The sequence below is a fragment of the Pseudomonas sp. 22490 genome (genome assembly GCF_052044465.1).
Classification (GTDB): domain Bacteria; phylum Pseudomonadota; class Gammaproteobacteria; order Pseudomonadales; family Pseudomonadaceae; genus Pseudomonas; species Pseudomonas aeruginosa.
Map to the genome: position 1 here is coordinate 340402 of NZ_JBQENS010000002.1, position 20656 is coordinate 361057.

Sequence of the window (20656 nt, forward strand, 5' to 3'; positions counted from 1 at the left end):
AACGAGAGACAGCGCTCAAAAAATGTTCGACGATCTCACCCAGATAGGCGCCGCGTAGGGATTTCGCCGACGAGTCCAGCTGGCAATCCAGGCGGCGTGCCTCACTGGCTCGCCGCTTCAACCGCCTGCTGCGCATCCTCCGCACTGGCTTCCACCGCCTCCGGGTCAGACGGGGCGCCCTCCATGCCTCGGCCGGAGTGCCGGCGATCGGCGGCACCGGAGCAGTCGGCGACACCGGACAGCTCTCCATCCAGCGCAGCATGAATCCAGTTTTCCAGGCGGGTGTACCAGGCTGCGTTCGCGGCGCTCTCCAACCAGGCGATGGCATCCGCATCCTGCTGCTGTGCGGCCTTTTCCAGCCAGAGCCGCGCTTGCAGCTTGTTCATCCCGGCACCGGAACCGTTCCAGTAGGCCTCGCCCACCTTGAACTGGGCACGGGCATCTCCCTGGGTCGCAGCCTTGCAGAACCAGTGGAAGGCCTTTTCCCGGCTGCCGGCATAACGGTCCAGCAGGGCGGCTTCCTCGTCTGAAGTGGCGGAATAGACGCCTTGCGAGTCGTCCAGGTAGAACCATCCCAGATTGGTTTCGGCGTCTTCGCTACCGCTGGCCGCCGCGCGTTCGAACCAGGTCCCGGCCTTCACCCGGTCCTGGTCGACCCCTTCGCCTCTCCAGTAGAGAACGCCCATTTCATTCTGGGCGGCGGCATCCCCCTGCTCCGCGGCCTTCCGGAACCAGCGTGCCGCCTCGGTCTTGTCCTGTGGCCCGCCGTCACCATCGCGATAGAGCATGGCCAGTTGGATCTGCGCGCGGACCATCCCCGCAGCGGCCGCCTTGCCCCACCATTCGCGCGCGCTGGCGTAGTTCCGTTGCTGGTAGAAGTAGGCGCCGAAATCGAACAGAGCCTGCGGCTCCCCCGTCTCGGCGGCCTGGCGGAGGCGGGTGAATTCGGCGAACAGTTCATCGCCGCGCTTGTCGCCCTGCTCGGCCTTGGACTGCTCCTTGGCGAGGTCGGACACCGCATCCTCCGCCCAGGCGAACGAGGGTACGGCAAGAGCAAGGACGGACAGGAACACCCACTGACTGAACATACGCGAAATCCTTATCTTGGTTGAGTCGGTCGGCCACCCCTGGTCGACCTTGTGACCTTGCTGGTCAGCAGGACACTGTCACCATCGGAGAGTCCGATCAAGTGCCGCGAACGGTCCGTGCGGAACATCTGTCATCGGCCGATGCGGCGCTATAGCTGCCGCCTGCCGTGGCGGAAGAAAAGACTTAGCCCAATCTCCGTGCCCCCTGCAATGCATCGAGAAAACAAAAAGCCGGTCGATGACCGGCTTTTTTTCATTCCGTTGGAAACTCAGCTTTCGTCGTGGTTATAGCCGCTGGTGGTGCAGCCCAGGCAACGGACGAAGGCTTCCTTGCCCGGATCGACCACCAGCGCCTGGCCGGCCTTGCCGACGCTGCCGCTGGCCGCGGTGAACGGCAGGCTGACCACGAAGGCCACCGCCCCGACGGCCGTGGCGGCGATCAGGAAGGGACGGGCGATGAGCAGATCGCCGATCATGGCGTACGCGGGGGGCGCTTCGACGGTGTACATCGGGTCGCCGCTGGCGTTTTCCTGCACGGCATCCGCCAGCGCGGGCATGGACGAGAGCCCGGTGGTCAGCGCCAGCACGAGCGCGGTGGTGCGAAACAGGTTCATGGAGGCGGTCCTTTCTGGTTTTTGGTTGGGCAGATATCGCCTAACTATAACAGCGCTGCGGGTAGTGCCAGCGTGACCGCCTTCAATCGCCGAGGAATGCGTAGTGCGGCTTTTTCGGGATGAACGGCCGGTAGAAGCCGATCAGGCTGCACAGGTCGGCGTCCTCGTTGCCGGTCGGCCAGAAGGGTTCGCCGATGACGATCCGCCGGTTTTCGTAGTCCAGCGCCGCCGGTACCACCGGTACGCCGGCGCCACGGGCGATGTGGTAGAAGCCCATGCGCCAGCGGTCGACCTTCTTGCGCGTGCCTTCCGGAGCGATGATCAGCATGAACTCACGGTGCTCGCGGAAGGCCTGGATCGCCTGGTCCACGGTATTCAGCTTCAGGTGGCGCTGGATCGGGATACCGCCCCAGCGCCGCATCAGGCCGCCCAGCGGGCCGTTGAACAGGGTGTGCTTGCCGAACCAGCGGGCGTTCAGGCGCAGGACGAACTTGGCGGCAAGGAAGGCCACGAAGTCCCAGTTCGAGGTGTGGTGGGCGCCGATCACCACGAACTTGTCGAGCGCGGGCAATTGGCCCTCGATCTTCCAGCCGGAGAGTTTCAGCATGGCATGGCCGAGCGACTCGACCAGGGTGTTGCGAGGCAGGTAATTGCCGGACATCGTGCACCTTTCTTATGGCAGGCCGCTCACCGTGGCGGCCCTTCTTGTGGCGGTAGAGTATGCGCGGCGCGGCGCTTCAGCGTTGGCAGCGCGGGCAGTACACGCTGGCGCGCTGGCCTAGGCGGATCTCGCGCAGGGTGCTGCCGCAGACCTTGCAGAACTCCCCGCCACGGCCATAGACGAACAATTCCTGCTGGAAGTAACCGGGCTGGCCGTCGCCGCCGACGAAATCGCGCAGGGTGGTGCCGCCGCGCTCGATGGCGATCGCCAGGATCCGCTTGATCTCCTCCGCCAGGCGCAGGTAGCGCGCCTTGGAGATGCTCCCGGCGGGCTTGCGCGGATCGATGCCGGCGGCGAACAGCGCTTCGCTGGCGTAGATGTTGCCGACCCCGACCACCACCGCGTTGTCCATGATGAACGGCTTGACCGCCATGCTCCGCCCGCGCGACAGCTCGAACAGACGCTGGCCGGCGAAAGCGTCGGTCAGCGGTTCCGGGCCGAGGTTGCGCAGCAACTCGTGTTCCAGTGGCGCCAGGCTCCAGAGCATGGCGCCGAAGCGCCGCGGATCGGTGTAGCGCAGGGCCATGCCCGAGGCCAGCTCGATGTCGACGTGCTCGTGGCGACTGGCCGGGGTGCCGCTCTCCACCAGCCTCAGGCTGCCGGACATGCCCAGGTGGCTGATCAGCGTACCGGCCTCGGCGCCCAGCAGCAGGTACTTGGCGCGGCGCTCGACGCTGACGATGCGTTGTCCGGACAGGCGCACGTCCAGGTCTTCGGGAATCGGCCAGCGCAGGCGCCGCTCGCGCACGATCACGCGCTCGACGCGCTGGCCTTCGAGGTAGGGGGCGATGCCCCGGCGGGTGGTTTCGACTTCGGGTAGTTCGGGCATGGCGGCAGCAATCCGGTTGACCGCGGCACCTTAGCAGGAAGCGCCGCGGCGCGGCCAGTCAGTAGCTGCCCTGGCCGACGCCCAGCTCGAGGATCGAGCCCTTGAGGTTCTCGAAGTCGTAGTCGGTGAGCCCGACGTAGTCCAGCACCAGCGCACCGATGCTGTTCCATTCGTGGTCTTCCGGCTGGTTGCCGAGGACCCGGTGCGAACCGCAGATGTGCTCGGCCATCTTCAGGATCGCCAGCAGGTTCTTCAGTTGGGTATCGCGTGCCGATTCGTCGCCGAAGATCGACAACGCGTTGTGGTGGTTGGCGATCGCCTCGCAGACGTGCTCCGGCAGGCGCCAGGAGCGCGCGGTGTAGTAGCCGACCACCGCATGGTTGGTGTTCAGCACGCGGTTCTCGGTGTCCACCACCCGGCGTTCGTCGCTGGCGGCGGCGTAGGCCTCTTCCAGCACCGCCATGTAGTGCGGGAAGCGCTTGAGCATCAGCGGGATGCCGCAATTGTGGAACAGGCCGAGAGCGTAGGCTTCGTCCACCGATTCGTAGCCGATCCGCTTGGCCAGGCTCAGGCAGCTCATGGCCACGTCCTGGGCGGTGTCCCAGAAACGGTTGAGGGTGACGATGGTGTCGTCGCTCATCTCACCCTTGATCGACTGGGCGTTGATCAGGTTGATCACCGAACGACTGCCCAGCAGGTTCACCGCGCGCTGGATCGAAGTGATGCGATTGGCCAGGCCGAAGAACGGCGAGTTCACCAGTTTCAGGAGAGCCCCGGAAAGGCCCGGGTCCTGGCTGATCAGCCTGGCAATGTTCTTCAGGTCCGGATTGGGCATGACCTGCTCCATCTGCAGGTCGACCATGATCTGGGGTTGCGGCGGCACGCTGATGCCTTGCAGGGCCTGGCGGATCTGCTCGGCGGTGAGTTCTTGGACCATGAGGACGGAGGCGAAAGTTGACGGTGCGCGCAGTTTACCCGGAGAACCCCGCCATGGGGCGGGCTTCTACCGGAAAAGCGGCGCCAGGCAACGGACATGGAACTTTTCCCGCAGCCGCCAGGGTCGGAATGAATACCCCTTCTGATATCGGGAGACATGCCATGACCCAATCCCTGCACGGCAAGGTCGTCGCCGCCCTGGTGACCGACGGTTTCGAACAGGTCGAACTGACCGGTCCGAAAAAAGCCCTGGAAGACGCCGGCGCCACGGTAAGGATTCTTTCCGACAAGGCCGGCGAGGTGCGCGGCTGGAACCATCACCAGCCAGCCGAGGCCTTCCGCGTCGACGGCACCTTCGAAGACGCCAGCCTGGACGACTACGACGCCCTGCTGCTGCCCGGCGGGGTGATCAATTCCGACCAGATCCGCAGCCTGGCCAAGGCCCAGGAACTGGCGATCCGCGCCGAACAGGCGAGCAAGCCGGTGGCGGTGATCTGCCACGGCGCCTGGCTGCTGATCTCCGCCGGACTGGTGCAGGGTCGTACCCTGACCAGTTGGCCGTCGCTCAAGGACGACATCAACAACGCCGGCGGCCACTGGGTGGACCAGGAGGTAGCGGTGGACGGCAAGCTGGTGAGCAGCCGCAAACCCGAAGACATCCCGGCCTTCAACCGTCGATTCATCGAAATCCTCGCCGGCTGAACGGCCCGCGTTCGCGCAGCGGCGAATCCCGTCGCTGCGCTATAATCGCGCTCTTTTGCCGGAGCCTTTCCCATGACCCTGCCCAGCTTGCGTCTCAAAGCCAACGCCGAGCGCCGCCTGCGCGCCGGCCACCTGTGGGTCTACAGCAACGAGGTGGATGTCGCCGCGACGCCGCTGAATGCCTTCGCCGCCGGCGACCAGGCGGTGCTGGAAATGGCCAACGGCAAGCCGCTGGGCATCGTCGCGCTGAGCCCGAACAATCTCATCTGCGGCCGCCTCATTTCCCGTGATACCAAGCACGTTCTCGACAAATCGCTGCTGGTTCATCGCATCAACATCGCCCTCAGCCTGCGCGAGCGGCTTTTCGACAAGCCGTTCTACCGGCTGGTCTACGGCGATTCCGACCTGCTGCCCGGCCTGGTGGTCGATCGCTTCGGCGACGTGCTGGTGGTGCAACTGGCGTCCGCAGCCATGGAACTGCGCAAGGACGAGGTGCTCGCCGCCCTGCTGCAGGTGCTCAAGCCCGCCGCCGTGCTCTGGAAGAACGACTCCAGCGCGCGCGACGCCGAGGGCCTGGAACGCTACGTGGCCAATGCCTACGGCGAAGTGCCGGAGTGGGTCGCCCTGGAAGAGAACGGCGTGAAGTTCGAGGCGCCGGTGCTGGCCGGGCAGAAGACCGGCTGGTTCTACGACCACCGCATGAACCGTGCGCGCCTGGCGCCCTACGTGCGGGGCAAGCGGGTCCTCGACCTGTTCAGCTATATCGGTGGCTGGGGCATCCAGGCCGCCGCCTTCGGCGCCAGCGAAGTGATGTGCGTGGACGCGTCCGCCTTCGCCCTCGACGGCGTCGAGCGCAACGCGGCACTGAACGGCGTGGCGGAGAAGGTCGCCTGCGTCGAGGGCGACGTGTTCGAGGCCCTGCGCGAGCTGAAGGCCGCCGACGAACGCTTCGACGTGGTGATCGCCGACCCGCCGGCCTTCATCAAGCGCAAGAAGGACCTGAAGAACGGCGAGGCCGCCTACCGCCGTCTCAACGAACAGGCCATGCGCCTGCTGAGCAAGGACGGCATCCTGGTCAGCGCCTCCTGCTCGATGCACCTGCCCGAGGACGACCTGCAGAACATCCTGATCGGCAGCGCCCGCCATCTCGACCGCAACATCCAGCTGCTCGAGCGCGGCGGCCAGGGCCCCGACCATCCGGTGCACCTGGCGATCGCGGAAACCCGCTACATCAAGAGCCTGACCTGCCGGCTGCTGCCCAACGGCTGAGCCCGTCCCGGCGGATGAGCGCCTGCGTTCATCCGCCCTACGGCCACCGCCGCTCATGGCGCGACGGGCGGCGCAAGACGCCAGCCGGGTCGCGACGCGCCGCTCCGCCGACCGCCAGCCTTCCCCATTCGCCCGCTCTGGGCTTAGAATCCGGGCATTCCTCGCCAATCATCCCCCGGCGGGCAGTGAGCCCAGGCCGTCGCCAATGGTGACCCCATTCAGACCCCGGCCAACTCCGTACACTCGGCTATTCCCCGTTTGCATCCGGTTCCTTCGACGCTCACGATACAGTCATAACCCGAACCTGATTAGCCGCAGGAAATCGTCATGCCCGATTACCGCTCGAAAACCTCCACCCACGGCCGCAACATGGCCGGCGCCCGCGCCCTCTGGCGCGCCACCGGGATGAAGGACGAAGACTTCAAGAAGCCGATCATCGCCATCGCCAACTCCTTCACCCAGTTCGTGCCCGGCCACGTGCACCTGAAGGACCTCGGCCAACTGGTCGCCCGCGAGATCGAGAAGGCCGGCGGCGTGGCCAAGGAATTCAACACCATCGCCGTCGACGACGGCATCGCCATGGGCCACGACGGCATGCTCTATTCGCTGCCGAGCCGGGAGATCATCGCCGACTCCGTGGAATACATGGTCAACGCCCACTGCGCCGACGCCATCGTCTGCATCTCCAACTGCGACAAGATCACCCCCGGCATGCTGATGGCCGCGCTGCGCCTGAACATCCCGGTAGTGTTCGTCTCCGGCGGGCCGATGGAAGCCGGCAAGACCAAGCTGGCCAGCCACGGCCTGGACCTGGTCGATGCCATGGTGGTGGCCGCCGACGACTCCTGCTCCGACGAGAAGGTCGCCGAGTACGAGCGCAGCGCCTGCCCGACCTGCGGCTCCTGCTCCGGCATGTTCACCGCCAACTCGATGAACTGCCTGACCGAGGCGCTCGGCCTGTCGCTGCCGGGCAACGGCTCGACCCTGGCCACCCACGCCGACCGCGAGCAACTGTTCCTGCGCGCCGGGCGCCTGGCCGTGGAACTCTGCCAGCGCTATTACGGCGAAGGCGACGACAGCGTGCTGCCGCGCAACATCGCCAACTTCAAGGCCTTCGAGAACGCCATGACCCTGGACATCGCCATGGGCGGCTCGACCAATACCATCCTGCACCTGCTGGCCGCCGCCCAGGAGGCCGAGGTGCCGTTCGACCTGCGCGACATCGACCGCCTGTCGCGCAAGGTGCCGCAACTGTGCAAGGTGGCGCCGAACATCCAGAAGTACCACATGGAAGACGTGCATCGCGCCGGCGGCATCTTCTCCATCCTCGGCGAACTGGCCCGCGGTGGCCTGCTGCACACCGACGTCCCCACCGTGCACAGCCCGAGCATGGCCGACGCCATCGCCCAGTGGGACATCACCCAGACCCGCGACGAAGCCGTGCACACCTTCTTCAAGGCCGGTCCGGCGGGCATCCCGACCCAGACCGCGTTCAGCCAGAACACCCGCTGGCCGAGCCTGGACGACGACCGCGCCGAGGGCTGCATCCGCAGCGTCGAGCATGCCTATTCCAAGGAAGGCGGGCTGGCCGTGCTCTACGGCAACATCGCTCTCGACGGCTGCGTGGTGAAGACCGCCGGGGTCGACGAGTCGATCCACGTGTTCGAAGGCAGCGCGAAGATATTCGAAAGCCAGGACGCCGCGGTGAAAGGCATCCTCGGCGACGAGGTGAAGGCCGGCGACATCGTGATCATCCGCTACGAAGGACCGAAGGGCGGGCCGGGCATGCAGGAAATGCTCTATCCGACCAGCTACCTGAAGTCCAAGGGCCTGGGCAAGCAGTGCGCCCTGCTCACCGACGGACGCTTCTCCGGCGGCACCTCGGGCCTGTCCATCGGTCACGCCTCCCCGGAAGCCGCCGCCGGCGGCGCCATCGGCCTGGTGCAGGACGGCGACAAGGTGCTGATCGACATTCCCAATCGCTCGATCAACCTGCTGGTCAGCGACGAAGAACTCGCCGCACGCCGCGCCGAACAGGACAAGAAGGGCTGGAAGCCGGCCGCGCCGCGTGCCCGCCGCGTCAGCACCGCGCTCAAGGCCTACGCCCTGCTCGCCACCAGCGCCGACAAGGGCGCGGTACGCAACAAGGCGCTGCTGGACGGCTGAATCGTCCCGCGACGAAAAAAGCCCGGTCCCGCGCCGGGCTTTTTCATTCACGCGTACGCGCGCCGAATGGCGGATAACCGCAAGCGGTCATTCGCCCTACCGCTCACCCACGCTCCAACCGCAGGGCGCATACGCCACCGGCGTTATCCGCCGACATGCGACGCAGCCAGGCCTGGGCGAGACCGCGTTCGCCCAGTAAAATCGCGCTCTTTTTCCCCGGACCGCCACCATGAGTTCCCTGCAAAGCCCGTCGGACGCCAGCGCCCGCAACGACCTGGTCTATGGCCTGGACGACCGTCCCAGCGCTCCCATCGCCCTGCTCGCCGCCCTCCAGCACCTGCTGGCGATCATCGTGCCGATCGTTACCCCCGGCCTGCTGATCTGCCAGGCGCTGGGCGTATCGCCGCGCGACACCAATCTGATCGTGTCGATGTCGCTGGTGATCTCCGGCATCGCCACCTTCGTCCAGTGCAAGCGCTTCGGCCCGTTCGGCGCCGGACTGTTGATCGTCCAGGGCACCAGCTTCAACTTCGTCGGCCCGCTGATCGCCGGCGGGGCGCTGATGGTCAAGCAGGGCACGCCGGTGGAAAGCGTGATGGCGGCGATCTTCGGCGTGGTCATCGCCGGCTCCTTCGTCGAGATGGGCATCTCGCGCATACTGCCGTTCGTCAAGCGGCTGATCACCCCGCTGGTGACCGGCATCGTCGTGCTGATGATCGGCCTGACCCTGATCAAGGTCGGCCTGATCAGCATGGGCGGCGGCTTCTCGGCGATGTCCAACGGCACCTTCGCCAACGGCGAGAACCTGCTGCTGTCCGGTGTGGTGCTGGGCATCATCGTGGTGCTCAACCGCATCCCGGTGGTATGGATGCGCAGTTGCGCCATCGTCATCGCCCTGGCCGTCGGCTACGCGCTGGCCGGCTACCTCGGTCGCCTGGACTTCACCGGCATGCACCAGGCCGAGCTGTTCCAGGTACCGACCCCGCTGCACTTCGGCCTGGACTTCTCCTGGCCGCTGTTCATCCCGATGCTGGTGATCTACCTGGTCACCTCCCTGGAAGCCATCGGCGACGTCACCGCCACCAGCAAGGTGTCTAAGCAACCGGTGGAAGGCCCGCTGTGGATGCAGCGGATCAAGGGCGGCGTGCTGGTCAACGGCGCCAACTCGTTCCTCGCCGGTATCTTCAATACCTTCCCCAGCTCAGTGTTCGCCCAGAACAACGGGGTGATCCAGCTCACCGGCGTGGCCAGCCGCTACGTCGGCCTGTGGATCGCCGCCATGCTGGTCCTGCTCGGCCTGTTCCCGAGCGTCGCCGGGGTCATCCAGGCGGTGCCGGAACCGGTACTGGGCGGCGCGGCGATGGTGATGTTCGGCGCGGTGGCCGCTTCGGGCATCAACATCCTCGCCGGCATCCAGCTGGACCGCCGTGCCCTGCTGATCATCGCCGTATCCCTGGCCCTCGGCCTGGGCGTTTCGCAGGTGCCGGAGTTCCTCGCGCACATGCCCGCGGCGCTGCGCAACGTGCTGGAGTCCGGGGTCGCCACCGGCGGCATCTGCGCCCTGCTGCTGAACTGGTTCCTGCCGGAAAGCCCGGTCCAGAAGGCCGGACACTGATAGGCGCGGCGCCACCTCCGGGTGGCGTCGCGGTTTTCGCCGAAGGGTTTTCGTACCCGGCCAATGGTTGGGTATGATCGACGGCATGGCCATGCCCGTCGGCCACCCTCTTCCGTCCCGCAACCCGGACCCGCGCCCATGCCCCAGTCCCGCCGCCCGTTGCGCATCGGCCTGATCGCCGACACCCATGGCCTGCTCCGGCCCGAGGCGCTGGAACGGTTGCGCGGCTGCGACCAGTTGATCCATGCCGGCGACATCGGCAAGCCGGAAATCCTCGCCGAGCTGGAACGCCTGGCGCCGCTCTCGGTGGTGCGCGGCAACAACGACACCCAGGACTGGGCGGCGGACATCCCCGAGCGCCTGCTGCTGAAGATCGGCCGGCTGACCCTCTATGTGCTGCACGACCTCAAGCGACTCGACCTCGACCCGGCCGCCGAAGGCATCGACGTGGTGGTCGCCGGACATTCGCACAAGCCGCTGAAGGAAGAGCGCGACGGCGTGCTCTACCTCAACCCGGGCAGCGCCGGGCCGCGGCGCTTCAGCTTGCCGATCGGGATCGGCGTGCTGGAAGTGGCGGGGAAGAAGATCGAGGCGGAGCTGATCACCCTCTGACCCCGCCTGGAACCGTCAGCGGCGCTCCCATACCTCGAAGGCGTAGGCAGGCGCATCGTCAGCCGCGGCGTGTTCGATGCTCGACGCCAGGCGCCAGGCCGCACCATCGATCTCGGGGAAAAAGGCGTCGCCCTCCGGCGCCAGGCCAACCCGGGTCAGGTAGAGACGCGCGGCGCGCGGCAAGGCCTCGGCATAGAGCTGGGCGCCGCCGATCAGCATCAGTTCGTCGGCGTCCTCCGCCTGCGCCCACGCCTCGGCGCGCGCCAGCGCGGCGTCCAGGCTGGCGAACACTTCCGCACCTTCCAGTGCCAGGCCGGCCTGGCGGCTGACCACCAGGTTTAGCCGGCCCGGCAGCGGCCGACCCAGCGAGTCCCAGGTCTTGCGCCCCATGATCACCGGCTTGCCGAGGGTCATCGCCTTGAAATGCTTGAGGTCGGCCGGCAGGCGCCAGGGCAGGCGGTTGTCGATGCCGATCGCGCGGTTCTCGCCAAGGGCGGCGATCATCGCCAGCGGTCGTGCCATGGGGTTACCTCATCGTGGAAGGACAAAGGCGCGAGGATAAACACTCGCGCCGGCGGACTCCAGGCCAACTGTGCGGGCCGGCCTACAAGGGATTGGCATACGGCGGCACCTGCATGAAGAAGGTGCCATCCTCGTTGACCTGGGTGGTGCCGGTCGCCAGCACCTTGCGGTAGTCCTGCAGGTTGAAGGTCAGCACCTGGTCCGGGGTCTCGGTCTTCAGCAGCACCTGGGCGTAGGTGATGAGGATTTCGAAGATCTTCAGGTCGCCCGACTGTAGCCAGAGGAAGGATGGGCCCGCCGCGGCCGGCGGGCTGAACACCGGCGACGGCTGGCCGGGCGCCTGGGAGAAACGCAGGTGCAGCCCCTGGTCGTCGAGCCAGGCCTCCTGTACGTGGCCGTCGATGCCCAGCAGCGGGAAGACCTTGCGGTAGTCCAGGCGCATGGCGCTGCCCACCAGGCTCGCCCCCGGCCGATCGAGGCTGACCAGCGCCGACATCGGCAGGCCGACCAGGCTCATCGCCCCGTACAGCGGCAGACCGATCACCCTCAACTGGTCGGGCCGATAGACCAGCGCGCCGCTGGCCGCGTCCACCTCCACGCCGCCGCCCAGCCGCAGCGGCAGCCAGGGCCCTACGCCGAGCGGACGCACCCGCCCCTCCACCTCCAGGCGTCCCGCCGCACTGCTCATGCGGAAGTCCTTCAACATGGTCCCGTCGTAGGCGAGGATGTGCTCGTTGAACAGGTTGGCCAGTTGCCGCGGGCTGAGCAGCACCTCGCCCTCCATCACCTGGAAATGCATGTCCTGCGGACGGTCGAAGTCCACCGGCTGGCCGGCCCGGTTCGGCACCAGCCAGCCCTTCAGCTCGGGCACGTGGAAACCGATGTTGCCGCGCAGGTACATGTCCACGTTGCGCAGCAGTATGCCGACACCATCCTGGCCGGAATCCGCCGGCCCGGCCGTACGCATGGGCAGCGGCACCGGCGCCGGGGGGACCTGCCGGTACCAGCCCTCGCGCAGCAGGGCCAGTTCGCGCTGCTGCCGGTCGATGGCGCTTTCGGCCTGGGCCGCGCTGGCCGCCAACAGGCAACAGCCAAGCAGTACGCCCCACGGACGCCGGCTCACAGCCGTGCCTCCAGCGGCGCCGGCGCCTTCACCGGCGACACGGCGATCTGCACCATGCCGTCCTCGCGCAGGCGGATCACGCCGTTCTGCAGTTGCCGCCGGTAGTCGTAGAGATTGAACAGCAGCGGCTGCCCCGGGCTGAGGCTGGTGAACAGGGCATAGGCCTTGACCAGCACGGTGCGCGCCATCTTGATATCGCCGCCCTCGATGAACATGTAGCTGTCCGGCGCCCGTAATGCCGGCCATTGCAGGTCGGCCAGGGAGTCGCCGAGGGCGAGTTGCATGCCGCCGTCGGCCAGGGCCAGGCGACTGACGCGGAAGTCCAGGCGCGGCGGCGGGAACAAACCGTCGAGGTCGACGCGGATGCGGTTGCCGACCAGTTCCATGTGCCGGGTCTTCAGCTTCAGCACCTCGGACATCTCGATCGAGGCCGCCGCCAGCGACGAAGTGACCTCGACCCCGTCGACGAAGATCCGCCGGGGTACCAGGGTCACCTCCAGCGGACCGCTCAGCTCGATCTCGGTGAGCATCCGCAGCGGCCGCCAGCGCCCCTTGCGCAACAACTCGCCACGCACTTCCTGGCCGTCCTTGCGGGTGTTCATACTGAGGTTGCGCACGGCCGCGCGGGACGCGGCGAGGTCCTGGTTGAGCAGGGTCGCCAGGGTGGCGTCGCTGACGAATATCTCGCCGGCCTGGATCCGCGCCACCATCGCCGTCGGATCGTCGAGCGACAAGGGCGCGCCGGGACGAGTCGGCTCCATGCGGATCAGCATGCGCTGGATGAAGAAACCGATGTCGTCGTGCAGGCGGAAGTCGGTATCGGCGATCCACAGTCGCGAACTCGCCGATCCCGAGCCGCGGGCGCCGACGCTCGCCTCCAGCGTGCGCGGCGGCACGGCGCTCATCAGGCTGTCCGGCTGGCGTCCCCAGTCATCGGTAGCGGCCGTCGGCACACGCGCTTCGACACGGGCCGGCGGCGCCACGGCCTGGCCGCCGTGGGCATCGAAGGCCAGCCAGGCGCCCAGCAACAGGCAGGCCAGTTGCAACGACAGGCAGGGAAACGCGGAGGCAGGTTGCGCGGAAGCCATCACCGATCCTCTTATTGTTATGCGAGCGCCGTCACCCTATACCCTGCCCCGGCCGTCCGCCCCTTTCGTTGGATTGGCCGGGAAAACGCCGACGTCGTCACGCTGGCGGCGATTGTCACGGGAATGTCGCGAAACGGGCAAAGAAGTATCACCTGGCTGCGTCAATCTGCTGGACTGGAACACTCCCGAACCGCCGACGAGGACCCGTCATGCAACCAGCCTTCCTGCGCCGCCACCTCGGCGCCGCCTGCCTGATGCTCGCCGCTGGCCTGGCCAGCGCCGCCCACGCCGACACCGGCAACGTACAACGCGCCATCGACTGGGCCCAGGGCCAGGCCTCCGTTCGCCACCCGGCCAGCGACGAACGCTCGCCGCTGGTCATCGCCCACCGGGGCGCCAGCGGTTACGTACCGGAACACACCCTGGGCGCCTACGCCCTGGCGGTGATGATGGGCGCCGACTACGTCGAGCCGGACCTGGTGATGACCCGCGACGGCAAGCTGGTCGCCCGCCACGACAACGAACTGGGCCTGACCACCGATGTCGCCCAGCACCCGGAATTCGCCGACCGCAAGCGCACGCAGAAAGTCGACGGAGTGGAACTCACCGGCTGGTTCAGCGAAGACTTCACCCTCGCCGAACTGAAGACCCTGCGCGCCATCGAGCGCATCCCCACGATCCGCCCGGGCAATGCGCGCCTGGACGGCAGCTTCGAGATCCCCACCCTGCAGGAGATCATCGACCTGGTGAAAAGCCTGCAGATCAGCCAGCAGCGCACCATCGGCCTGTACCCCGAGATCAAGCACGGCACCCACTTCCAGCGCCTCGGCCTGGCCATGGAACGCCCGCTGGTGAAGACCCTGCACCGCAACGGCTACCTCGGTCCGCGCGCGCCGGTATTCATCCAGTCCTTCGAGGTGAACAACCTGAAGGAACTCAAGCGCCTCACCGGCATCCGCCTGGTCCAGCTCTACGGCAGCGGCCAGCCCTACGACCAGCAGGCTGCCGGCGGCAGCCTGACCTACGCCGAGATGGCCACCGCCAAGGGCCTGCGCCAGGTGGCGCGCTACGCCTACGGGGTCGGTCCGGACAAGAGCTACGTGATTCCCCGCGATGCCAACGGCAACCTCGGCCAGCCGACCCGCTTCGTCGGCGACGCCCACGCCGCCGGGCTGAAGGTGCATCCCTACACCTTCCGCGCGGAAAACAGCTTCCTTCCGGCGGAGTTCCGCAGCGCCGACGGCAACCCGCAGTCGCGCGGCGACCTGGCCGGCGAGATCAGGGCCTACCTCGACGCCGGCATCGACGGCCTGTTCAGCGACCAGCCGGACGTCGCCGTGCGCCTGCGCGAGCAGCGCTGACGCAGCCCGACCGGCGCTCGTACGCGGGCGCCGGCCTCATGGACACTCGATGTAGCCGTCGAAGGGCTGTGCCTTGCCTTTCTCCAGTGCCTGCCGCCTGATGTTCCGGCAGATCCGCCGATCGCGCTCGTGCATGGCGTCGATCGACGGGTTGCCAGTGGGTTCCATGCCCTTGTGGTCCTTGACGCCAAAGGTCACCAAGGGCTGCTCCGGCTCCACCCGGAAGCGCGACGGCGTTTCCTTCTCCTCCTTGCGCGACGGCGGATCCGCCGCCAGGGTCGGCAACTGGTCGGCCTGCACGCCATAGCGTTGCAGCAAGGAGCCATCGGGCAACTCGTCGGCCAGCGCGCCCGCCATCCCCAGCAACAGCGCCAGGGGGTATCGGCGTACTACCTTCATCTCAGTGTTCCTCTCGCTACCGGCGCCGAACGCTTTCGCCACGGCGCCAGTCAAAATCCCACACCCCGCCGCCAGCCGGCTGGCAAGCCAGCATGAGCCGCCGGGGCGCTTTTTGCTATGTTTGGCGCTGATCAGACGCCGTTGGCCGGGCACGATTCACGCTCGGCAGGGAAATCGACACAGGAGGTGACTTGAGTCACACGACGCATCCCGGCCTCGACGCCCTCTGGCTGACCGAGGCCGTTCGCCTGCGCGAGGAGCAGGCCGGTCCGCTGGAAGACAGCGAGGCGGTTCGCCAGGCGCTGGCCCAGGGCGGTTCCCTGCCGCGCCGTATTCTCACCCGCGCCCACTGGCTGGGCCGCCGCGAGGGCCTGCTCGACGCCCAGCGGACCTGGCGCCAGGGTTCGCGGCTGGCGCTGGCCCTGCTGCTGGTGCTGGCCCTGGCCAGCGGCGCCGGACTGGCCTTCGCCGCGCTCGGCGATGGCCAGCGCCCGGTCAACGTGTTCTGGGCGCTGGCCAGCCTACTCGGCCTGCACCTGCTGACCCTGCTCGGCTGGGCCCTCGGCCTGCTCGCCGGCGGCGAGGCCGCGGGCGCGCTCGGCCGGCTCTGGCTGTGGCTCAGCGGCAAGCTGGCGCGCGATGCCCGCGCCGCGCACCTGGCGCCGGCGCTATTGGTCCTGCTCGGCCGGCGCCGGCTGGCGCGCTGGGGCCTCGGCGCGCTGGTCCACGGGCTCTGGCTGCTCGGCCTGCTGACCGCGCTGGCCATGCTCCTCGGCCTGCTGGCGACCCGCCGCTACGGTTTCGTCTGGGAAACCACCATTCTCGGCAGCGATACCTTCATCGCCCTTACCCAGGCGCTCGGCGCCCTGCCGGCGTTGCTTGGCTTCCCGTTGCCGGACGCCGAGCTGATCCGCGCCAGCGGCGACGCCGCCCTGGCCAGCGAAGCCGCACGGCACGCCTGGGCCGGCTGGCTGGTAGGCGTACTGCTGGTCTATGGGGTCCTGCCGCGCGCGCTGCTCGGTCTGCTCTGCCTGTGGCGCTGGAAACGCGGCCTGGCCCACCTCGACCTGGACCTCGACGACCCAGGCTACAGCCTGCTGCGCGAACGCTTGATGCCGGCCAGCGAACGCCTCGGCGTCAGCGACGCGGCACCGGACTGGCTGCCGGAGCCGCAGGGCGGCCAGTCCAGCCAGGAAGCCGCCGGAGCGGTGCTGGTGGCGGTGGAGCTGGACGATCGCCGGCCCTGGCCGCCGAAGCTCGCCGAAGGCGTCGCCGACGCCGGCATCCTCGACGACGGCCAGCAGCGCCGTCGCCTGCTCGAACAACTGACCCGCTACCCGCCGGCGCGCCTGGCCATCGCCTGCGACCCGCGTCGCTCGCCGGACCGCGGCACCCTGGCACTGCTCGGCGAACTCGCCCGCTGCGCCGCCAGCACCCGCATCTGGCTGCTCCAGGCTCCGCCCGGCGAAGCGCTCGACAGCGACCGCCTGGGTGACTGGCACGCCGCCCTGGAACGCCTGCAACTGCCGCACGGCGAGACCTCGCCGCTGGCCTGGCTGGAGACCGGCCATGACTGAGCCGCTGATCCTGGCCGTGGTCGGCCACACCAATACCGGCAAGACCTCGCTGCTGCGCACCCTGACTCGCGACCGCGGATTCGGCGAAGTCTCCCATCGCCCCAGTACCACCCGCCACGTCGAGGGCGCCAGGCTGTCGGTGGACGGCGAAGCGCTGCTGGAACTCTACGACACGCCCGGCCTGGAAGACGCCATCGCCCTGCTCGACTACCTGGACGCCCTGGAGCGCCCCGGCGAGCGTCTCGATGGCCCGGAACGCATGGCGCGGTTGCTGGACAGCAACGAAGCGCGCGGGCGTTTCGAACAGGAAGCCAAGGTGGTCCGCCAGTTGCTCGCCTCCGACGCCGGGCTCTACGTGATCGACGCCCGCGAACCGGTACTGGCCAAGTATCGCGACGAACTGGCGGTGCTCGCCGGCTGCGGCCGGCCGCTGCTGCCGGTGCTGAACTTTGTCGCCAGCCCGCAGCATCGCGAGGAGGAGTGGCGCGCCGCCCTCGCTCGCCTGGGCCTGCACGCCCTGGTGCGTTTCGACAGCGTGGCGCCGCCGCTGGACGGCGAACGGCGCCTCTACGAGAGCCTGGCGCTGCTGCTGGAGCGCGCCCGGCCGCAACTCGACCGGCTGATCGCCGACCATGAGACCCAGGCCGCCGCGCGCCTGCGCGCCGGGCAACGGCTGATCGCCGAATTGCTGGTCGACGTCGCCGCCTGCCGGCGCCTGGTGCCCGGCGGCGAAAGCGCCGTGCAGGAAGCCACCCGCGACCTGCACCAGCAGGTGCGCAAGCGCGAGCAGGCCTGCGTGGAAGCGTTGCTGCGGCTCTACGCCTTCGCCAGGGACGACGCCCGCGCCGCCGACCTGCCGCTGCTCGACGGCCGCTGGGGCGACGATCTGTTCAATCCGGAGACCCTGCGCCAACTCGGTATCCGCCTCGGCGGCGGGGTTGCGGCCGGTGCCGCGGCCGGCGCCGGCATCGACCTGCTGGTGGGCGGCGTCACCCTTGGCGCCGCCGCCGCCCTCGGCGCCCTCGCCGGCGGCGCCTGGCAGACCGTCGGGCACTACGGCTCGCGCCTGCTCGGCAAGCTCAAGGGCGCCCGCGAGCTGACTGTCAACGACGCCGTGCTGCGCTTGCTCGCGCTGCGCCAACGGCAGCTCCTGGCAGCCCTGCAAACGCGCGGCCACGCGGCGGTCGAGGCGATCCGCCTGGAAACCCCGGAAGACAAGCAGTGGCGCGAAGGCAAGCTGCCGGAAGCACTGCGCAAGGCGCGCGCGCATCCGGAGTGGTCGTCGCTGAACGGCAGGCGGGTGGGCGGCAGCGACCGCCAGGAACAGATCGACGCGCTGGCCGAATTGCTGGAGAGCGGACGCGGGGAATGACAGACTGGGCGACGATCGCCCAAGAGGTAGGCCCATGCCCTTCGTTTCCTACGCGCAGAACCTGGAAGACGTCCGACTCTGGCGGGCCCTGAAACTCTTCCCCAGGGGGTTCTACATCGACGTCGGCGCCAACCACCCGCGGATCGACTCGGTCACCCTGGCGTTCTACGAGCGCGGCTGGCGCGGCATCAACATCGAACCGCTGCCCCACCTGCACCGCGAGCTGGAGCGGGAACGGCCGGAAGACCTCAACCTGAACCTCGCCATTGGCGAGCGCGAAGGCCGCGCCACGCTCTACGAGATGGCCGCCTCGGGTCTCTCCACCCTGGACCCCGAGCTAGCCCGCCAGCGCCAGGCCGAGGGCTGCACGGCCACTCCGCGCGAAGTGATGGTCAGCACCCTGGACGCGATCTGCGCGGCCCATGTCGAAGGGCCGATCCACTTCCTCAAGATCGACGTCGAAGGGCTGGAAGGCGCGGTGCTCCGCGGCCTCGACCTGAACCGCTGGCGCCCGTGGCTGATCCTCGCGGAAACTCCGTTCGACCACGACCCCGAGTGGAAAGCGCCGCTGCTCGCCGCGGGCTACCGTTTCGTCCACTTCGACGGCCTCAACGGCTATTACCTGGCGGAGGAACAGGCCCGCCTGGAAGGCGCCTTCGCGCTACCGCCGAACCTGCTGGACGACTTCCAGCTCTGCCATGGCCACGCCATGAGCCATCCGGTCGCACCGCTGGAGCAGGCCCTGGAGCAGGCGCTGCAACGCGCAGAAGATGCGGAGCGGGCTTTGCGGGACTGGCGCGCGCTTCCCTGGTACCGTCGCCTGTTCGGTTGAGCGGAGCCGACGGCTCCGCCGAAGGGTCAGACCGCGACCGGTGCCTTGATGTGCGGATGGGCCTCGTAGCCGACCAGCTCGAAGTCCTCGAAGCGAAAGTCGAACAGATCCTTCACCTCGGGATTCAGCTTCATGCTCGGCAACGGCAGCGGCTCGCGGGTCAGCTGCAGGTCGGCCTGCTCCAGGTGGTTGGCGTACAGGTGGCAATCGCCGCCGGTCCAGATGAACTCGCCCGGCTGCAGGCCGGCGACCTGCGCCACCATCAGGGTCAGCAGGGCATAGCTGGCGATATTGAAGGGTACGCCGAGGAAGATGTCCGCCGAACGTTGGTAGAGCTGGCAGCTGAGCTTGCCGTCGGCGACGTAGAACTGGAACAGCGCGTGGCAGGGCGGCAGGGCCATCTCGTCGATCAGCGCCGGGTTCCAGGCGGAGACGATCAGCCGGCGCGAGTCCGGATTCTTCTTCAGCATCGCCATCAGGTTGGCGATCTGGTCGATGTGGCGGCCGTCCGGCGCCGGCCAGGAGCGCCACTGGTAGCCATACACCGGGCCGAGGTCGCCGTTCTCGTCGGCCCATTCGTCCCAGATCGAGACGCCGTGCTCCTTGAGGTAGGCGATATTGGTGGAGCCCTTGAGGAACCACAGCAGCTCGTGGACGATCGACTTGAGGTGGCACTTCTTGGTGGTCACCAGGGGGAAGCCCGCGGCCAGGTCGAAGCGCATCTGGTGGCCGAACACGCTATAGGTGCCGGTGCCGGTGCGGTCGCTCTTGAAGGTGCCGTGCTCGCGCACGTGGCGCATCAGGTCGAGGTACTGTTTCATCGGAGGCTCGGATCGATATCGGTGCGGCGCCGACGTGGCGGCTCCCACCGAGGGATGACAGAAGGATGGCCAAGTCTACGGCGACGGAGCCTGCATCGCCAGTTCGGCGCGACCGGCGCAAGCCATGCACGCCCTGGAGCGGAAAGCCGGCTGCCCGGAGCGGATGACGCCTGCGACGTTATCCGCCCCGGGCACGAAAAGCGGCTCAGGCCGCCTTCGGCTGCGCCGCGTCGCGGCGGTAGGCCCAGACCATCAGGGCAATGCCGGCCAGCACCATCGGTACGCAGAGCACCTGGCCCATGGTCAGCCAACCCCAGGCGAGGTAGCCGAGCTGGGCATCCGGCACGCGGACGAATTCGACAACGAAGCGGAAGATCCCGTAGCACAGCACGAACAGGCCGGAGACCGAGGCGGTCGGCCGTGGCTTGCGGGTGAACAGCCAGAGGATGACGAACAGCGCCACGCCTTCCAGGGCGAACTGGTACAGCTGCGAGGGATGCCGCGGCAGCGGGCCGCCGTTGGGGAAGACCATGGCCCAGGGCACATCGCTGACCTTGCCCCACAGTTCCGAGTTGATGAAGTTGCCGATGCGCCCGGCGCCCAGGCCGATGGGCACCAGCGGGGCGATGAAGTCCATCAGCTGGAAGAAGCTCTTGCCATGGCGCTTGCCGAACCACCAGACCGCCAGCATCACGCCGAGCAGGCCGCCATGGAAGGACATGCCGCCTTTCCAGACCTCGAAGATCAGCGTCGGGTTGGCGATGTACTCGTCCAGGTTGTAGAACAGCACGTAGCCCAGGCGGCCACCGAGGATCACGCCGCAGGCGACCCAGAAGACCAGGTCGGAAAGGCGCTCCTTGGTCCAGGTCGGGTCGAAGCGCTTCATCCGGCGCGACGCCAGCAGCCAGGCGCCGCCGATCCCGATCAGGTACATCAGCCCGTACCAGTGGATCTTCAGCGGGCCGATGGCCAGCGCAACCGGATCGATCTGGGGATACGTCAGCATCGA

Annotated in this window: 20 protein-coding genes; 9 read left to right on the plus strand and 11 right to left on the minus strand. The window is 67.9% G+C overall.

All coding sequences use genetic code 11. The features are described 5' to 3' along the window. Positions 1–101: 101 nt before the first annotated feature. From ACTJJX_RS03745 to ACTJJX_RS03765, 5 genes are all read right to left on the minus strand, one after another. Positions 102–1088, minus strand: a complete 987-nt coding sequence (locus ACTJJX_RS03745) for a tetratricopeptide repeat protein (RefSeq protein ID WP_016852363.1) — start codon at positions 1086–1088, stop codon at positions 102–104. A gap of 269 nt (positions 1089–1357) precedes the next feature. Further along, positions 1358–1702, minus strand: a complete 345-nt coding sequence (locus ACTJJX_RS03750) for a hypothetical protein (protein WP_003084452.1) — start codon at positions 1700–1702, stop codon at positions 1358–1360. 82 nt (positions 1703–1784) lie between these two features. Then, complete coding sequence (locus ACTJJX_RS03755; RefSeq protein WP_003084450.1) at positions 1785–2363, minus strand: lysophospholipid acyltransferase family protein; 579 nt, start codon at positions 2361–2363, stop codon at positions 1785–1787. A 76-nt stretch (positions 2364–2439) separates the two neighbouring features. Further along, on the minus strand, positions 2440–3252 hold the full coding sequence (gene mutM / locus ACTJJX_RS03760) for a bifunctional DNA-formamidopyrimidine glycosylase/DNA-(apurinic or apyrimidinic site) lyase (RefSeq protein ID WP_003102876.1): 813 nt from the start codon (positions 3250–3252) through the stop codon (positions 2440–2442). A gap of 58 nt (positions 3253–3310) precedes the next feature. Beyond that, complete coding sequence (locus ACTJJX_RS03765) at positions 3311–4135, minus strand: HDOD domain-containing protein (RefSeq protein WP_003118789.1); 825 nt, start codon at positions 4133–4135, stop codon at positions 3311–3313. A 215-nt stretch (positions 4136–4350) separates the two neighbouring features. Here ACTJJX_RS03765 and pfpI point away from each other — a divergent pair, with 215 nt between their 5' ends. The 5 genes from pfpI to ACTJJX_RS03790 all read left to right on the plus strand — a co-directional run bounded on the left by pfpI (position 4351) and on the right by ACTJJX_RS03790 (position 10552). Next, positions 4351–4890, plus strand: a complete 540-nt coding sequence (pfpI, locus tag ACTJJX_RS03770; protein WP_003102879.1) for a protease PfpI — start codon at positions 4351–4353, stop codon at positions 4888–4890. A gap of 72 nt (positions 4891–4962) precedes the next feature. Beyond that, on the plus strand, positions 4963–6159 hold the full coding sequence (locus ACTJJX_RS03775) for a class I SAM-dependent rRNA methyltransferase (RefSeq protein ID WP_003102882.1): 1197 nt from the start codon (positions 4963–4965) through the stop codon (positions 6157–6159). 327 nt (positions 6160–6486) lie between these two features. Continuing rightward, positions 6487–8325: a dihydroxy-acid dehydratase gene (gene ilvD, locus ACTJJX_RS03780; RefSeq protein WP_003084436.1), complete on the plus strand. Its 1839-nt coding sequence runs from the start codon at positions 6487–6489 to the stop codon at positions 8323–8325. Positions 8326–8554: 229 nt separating this feature from the next. Then, positions 8555–9940, plus strand: coding sequence for a nucleobase:cation symporter-2 family protein (locus ACTJJX_RS03785; RefSeq protein ID WP_003102887.1), 1386 nt, complete (start codon positions 8555–8557; stop codon positions 9938–9940). Positions 9941–10078: 138 nt separating this feature from the next. After that, complete coding sequence (locus ACTJJX_RS03790) at positions 10079–10552, plus strand: metallophosphoesterase family protein (protein WP_003102894.1); 474 nt, start codon at positions 10079–10081, stop codon at positions 10550–10552. A gap of 15 nt (positions 10553–10567) precedes the next feature. Here ACTJJX_RS03790 and ACTJJX_RS03795 read toward each other — a convergent pair whose 3' ends face one another. The 3 genes from ACTJJX_RS03795 to ACTJJX_RS03805 all read right to left on the minus strand — a co-directional run bounded on the left by ACTJJX_RS03795 (position 10568) and on the right by ACTJJX_RS03805 (position 13285). Continuing rightward, the gene (locus ACTJJX_RS03795) at positions 10568–11074 is read right to left on the minus strand and encodes a dihydrofolate reductase (protein ID WP_003084430.1); all 507 of its coding nucleotides are present in this window, start codon (positions 11072–11074) and stop codon (positions 10568–10570) included. Between the two features lie 82 nt (positions 11075–11156). Beyond that, the gene (locus ACTJJX_RS03800) at positions 11157–12197 is read right to left on the minus strand and encodes a hypothetical protein (protein WP_016263930.1); all 1041 of its coding nucleotides are present in this window, start codon (positions 12195–12197) and stop codon (positions 11157–11159) included. Then, a complete protein-coding gene (locus ACTJJX_RS03805; protein ID WP_016852362.1) occupies positions 12194–13285 on the minus strand; it encodes a hypothetical protein in 1092 nt (363 codons plus the stop codon). Before ACTJJX_RS03805 ends, ACTJJX_RS03800 begins: the two co-directional genes overlap by 4 nt. A 209-nt stretch (positions 13286–13494) precedes the next feature. On the opposite strand from ACTJJX_RS03805, the gene ACTJJX_RS03810 reads away from it, so the two are divergent. Further along, positions 13495–14646 (plus strand): glycerophosphodiester phosphodiesterase, encoded by a 1152-nt coding sequence (locus ACTJJX_RS03810; protein WP_016852361.1) that lies wholly within the window; start codon positions 13495–13497, stop codon positions 14644–14646. 36 nt (positions 14647–14682) lie between these two features. Here the strand turns inward: ACTJJX_RS03810 and ACTJJX_RS03815 are convergent, their stop codons facing one another. Then, on the minus strand, positions 14683–15045 hold the full coding sequence (locus ACTJJX_RS03815; RefSeq protein WP_003102907.1) for a hypothetical protein: 363 nt from the start codon (positions 15043–15045) through the stop codon (positions 14683–14685). A 191-nt stretch (positions 15046–15236) separates the two neighbouring features. Here ACTJJX_RS03815 and ACTJJX_RS03820 point away from each other — a divergent pair, with 191 nt between their 5' ends. Genes ACTJJX_RS03820 through ACTJJX_RS03830 form a run of 3 tightly spaced genes read left to right on the plus strand, consistent with a single transcriptional unit; the run spans position 15237 to position 18826 of the window. Next, positions 15237–16622 (plus strand): DUF2868 domain-containing protein, encoded by a 1386-nt coding sequence (locus ACTJJX_RS03820; protein ID WP_003158453.1) that lies wholly within the window; start codon positions 15237–15239, stop codon positions 16620–16622. After that, positions 16615–17994: a GTPase/DUF3482 domain-containing protein gene (locus ACTJJX_RS03825; protein ID WP_003117881.1), complete on the plus strand. Its 1380-nt coding sequence runs from the start codon at positions 16615–16617 to the stop codon at positions 17992–17994. The genes ACTJJX_RS03820 and ACTJJX_RS03825 overlap by 8 nt, the downstream gene beginning before the upstream one ends. A 34-nt stretch (positions 17995–18028) precedes the next feature. Continuing rightward, positions 18029–18826 (plus strand): FkbM family methyltransferase, encoded by a 798-nt coding sequence (locus tag ACTJJX_RS03830; RefSeq protein ID WP_003084414.1) that lies wholly within the window; start codon positions 18029–18031, stop codon positions 18824–18826. A gap of 26 nt (positions 18827–18852) precedes the next feature. Here ACTJJX_RS03830 and ACTJJX_RS03835 read toward each other — a convergent pair whose 3' ends face one another. Both ACTJJX_RS03835 and lgt read right to left on the minus strand, forming a co-directional pair. Continuing rightward, entirely contained in the window at positions 18853–19647 is a 795-nt protein-coding gene (locus ACTJJX_RS03835; protein ID WP_003110588.1) for a thymidylate synthase, read from the minus strand. Positions 19648–19852: 205 nt separating this feature from the next. Beyond that, positions 19853–20653, minus strand: a complete 801-nt coding sequence (gene lgt, locus ACTJJX_RS03840; protein WP_003112963.1) for a prolipoprotein diacylglyceryl transferase — start codon at positions 20651–20653, stop codon at positions 19853–19855. Positions 20654–20656: the final 3 nt, after the last annotated feature.

Coding starts and splice junctions, on each gene's coding strand:
- ACTJJX_RS03815 (WP_003102907.1), bottom strand. CDS start 15,045: ATGAAGGTAGTACGCCGATACCCCCTGGCGCTGTTGCTGGGGATGGCG.
- ACTJJX_RS03835 (WP_003110588.1), bottom strand. CDS start 19,647: ATGAAACAGTACCTCGACCTGATGCGCCACGTGCGCGAGCACGGCACC.
- ACTJJX_RS03785 (WP_003102887.1), top strand. CDS start 8,555: ATGAGTTCCCTGCAAAGCCCGTCGGACGCCAGCGCCCGCAACGACCTG.
- ACTJJX_RS03825 (WP_003117881.1), top strand. CDS start 16,615: ATGACTGAGCCGCTGATCCTGGCCGTGGTCGGCCACACCAATACCGGC.
- ilvD (WP_003084436.1), top strand. CDS start 6,487: ATGCCCGATTACCGCTCGAAAACCTCCACCCACGGCCGCAACATGGCC.
- ACTJJX_RS03755 (WP_003084450.1), bottom strand. CDS start 2,363: ATGTCCGGCAATTACCTGCCTCGCAACACCCTGGTCGAGTCGCTCGGC.
- ACTJJX_RS03810 (WP_016852361.1), top strand. CDS start 13,495: ATGCAACCAGCCTTCCTGCGCCGCCACCTCGGCGCCGCCTGCCTGATG.
- lgt (WP_003112963.1), bottom strand. CDS start 20,653: ATGCTGACGTATCCCCAGATCGATCCGGTTGCGCTGGCCATCGGCCCG.
- mutM (WP_003102876.1), bottom strand. CDS start 3,252: ATGCCCGAACTACCCGAAGTCGAAACCACCCGCCGGGGCATCGCCCCC.
- pfpI (WP_003102879.1), top strand. CDS start 4,351: ATGACCCAATCCCTGCACGGCAAGGTCGTCGCCGCCCTGGTGACCGAC.
- ACTJJX_RS03830 (WP_003084414.1), top strand. CDS start 18,029: ATGCCCTTCGTTTCCTACGCGCAGAACCTGGAAGACGTCCGACTCTGG.
- ACTJJX_RS03790 (WP_003102894.1), top strand. CDS start 10,079: ATGCCCCAGTCCCGCCGCCCGTTGCGCATCGGCCTGATCGCCGACACC.
- ACTJJX_RS03805 (WP_016852362.1), bottom strand. CDS start 13,285: ATGGCTTCCGCGCAACCTGCCTCCGCGTTTCCCTGCCTGTCGTTGCAA.
- ACTJJX_RS03745 (WP_016852363.1), bottom strand. CDS start 1,088: ATGTTCAGTCAGTGGGTGTTCCTGTCCGTCCTTGCTCTTGCCGTACCC.
- ACTJJX_RS03775 (WP_003102882.1), top strand. CDS start 4,963: ATGACCCTGCCCAGCTTGCGTCTCAAAGCCAACGCCGAGCGCCGCCTG.
- ACTJJX_RS03795 (WP_003084430.1), bottom strand. CDS start 11,074: ATGGCACGACCGCTGGCGATGATCGCCGCCCTTGGCGAGAACCGCGCG.
- ACTJJX_RS03750 (WP_003084452.1), bottom strand. CDS start 1,702: ATGAACCTGTTTCGCACCACCGCGCTCGTGCTGGCGCTGACCACCGGG.